General features: G+C 63.4%; 2 protein-coding genes. Both read left to right on the plus strand.

Going from position 1 to position 816, the window contains the following annotated elements; all coding sequences use genetic code 11:
- The first annotated feature begins 26 nt into the window (after positions 1–26).
- On the plus strand, positions 27–431 hold the full coding sequence (locus PKE80_RS25225) for a transposase (protein ID WP_021243393.1): 405 nt from the start codon (positions 27–29) through the stop codon (positions 429–431).
- Entirely contained in the window at positions 428–781 is a 354-nt protein-coding gene (gene tnpB, locus PKE80_RS25230; protein ID WP_271184828.1) for an IS66 family insertion sequence element accessory protein TnpB, read from the plus strand. Before PKE80_RS25225 ends, tnpB begins: the two co-directional genes overlap by 4 nt.
- Positions 782–816: the final 35 nt, after the last annotated feature.

Below are 816 nucleotides of genomic sequence, written 5' to 3' on the forward strand. Positions count from 1 at the left end.
GCCCGAGACGATGAGGAGATCGGGCAATGTCGGATGAGATTGATGCAGCCTCAAACGGCGGTTTGACCTGTGCGTCGCACAGTGCGGCGTCGCGTTTGATCGAGAGTTTGACGCCGGCGCGCCGACGCTACGAACGATGGCCTGATGAAGAACGTGACCGCATTGTAGCGGAGAGTTTTGCTCCTGACGTGACGGTGTCGCAGGTTGCGCGCGAGAACGGCGTCGGCCTGGGCCTGCTGCACTACTGGCGGCGACATGCCCGCGCGGCGGGCGCGGTTGAGGAAATGCGGTTTGTGCCGGTAACGGTTGTCCGGGAGGAGCGATGCGAAGGCGCCGGGCTGGAACTGATCGTTCGCGATGTGACGGTTCGGGTCCGGGGCGCGGTTGAGATGGACCACCTGCGCGCGGTACTGGCGGCGATCCGGGAATGATCCCGATCGACGGAAGCGTACGGATCTTCGTGGCGACACAGCCGGTCGACTTCAGAGCCGGGATTAACCGGTTGATGGGACTCGTGACGCACGTGCTGGGGCATGATGCCTGTGCGGGCGATGTGTTCGTGTTCCGCAACAAGGGCGCGGATAAGGTGAAGCTGCTCCGTCATGACGGGTCAGGCGCGGTCATGGCGACGAAATGGCTCGACCGAGGGAGGTTTTTCTGGCCGCCTGTGCAAAGCGGCACGATGGTCCTGAGCGGACCGCAATGCACAGCATTGCTGTCGGGCCTGGACTGGAAGAAACTGCCCGCGCAGGAGGCGCGCAGGCCGCTAATTTTTGGCTGATATCTGCGGTTTTCTGTGGCGGCGAGGAGCCGGTG

The organism is Novosphingobium resinovorum (genome assembly GCF_027922145.1).
Lineage (GTDB): Bacteria > Pseudomonadota > Alphaproteobacteria > Sphingomonadales > Sphingomonadaceae > Novosphingobium > Novosphingobium resinovorum.

Bases quoted from the DNA above. Each gene is read 5' to 3' on its own strand.
- PKE80_RS25225 (WP_021243393.1), top strand. From the start codon at position 27: ATGTCGGATGAGATTGATGCAGCCTCAAACGGCGGTTTGACCTGTGCG.
- tnpB (WP_271184828.1), top strand. From the start codon at position 428: ATGATCCCGATCGACGGAAGCGTACGGATCTTCGTGGCGACACAGCCG.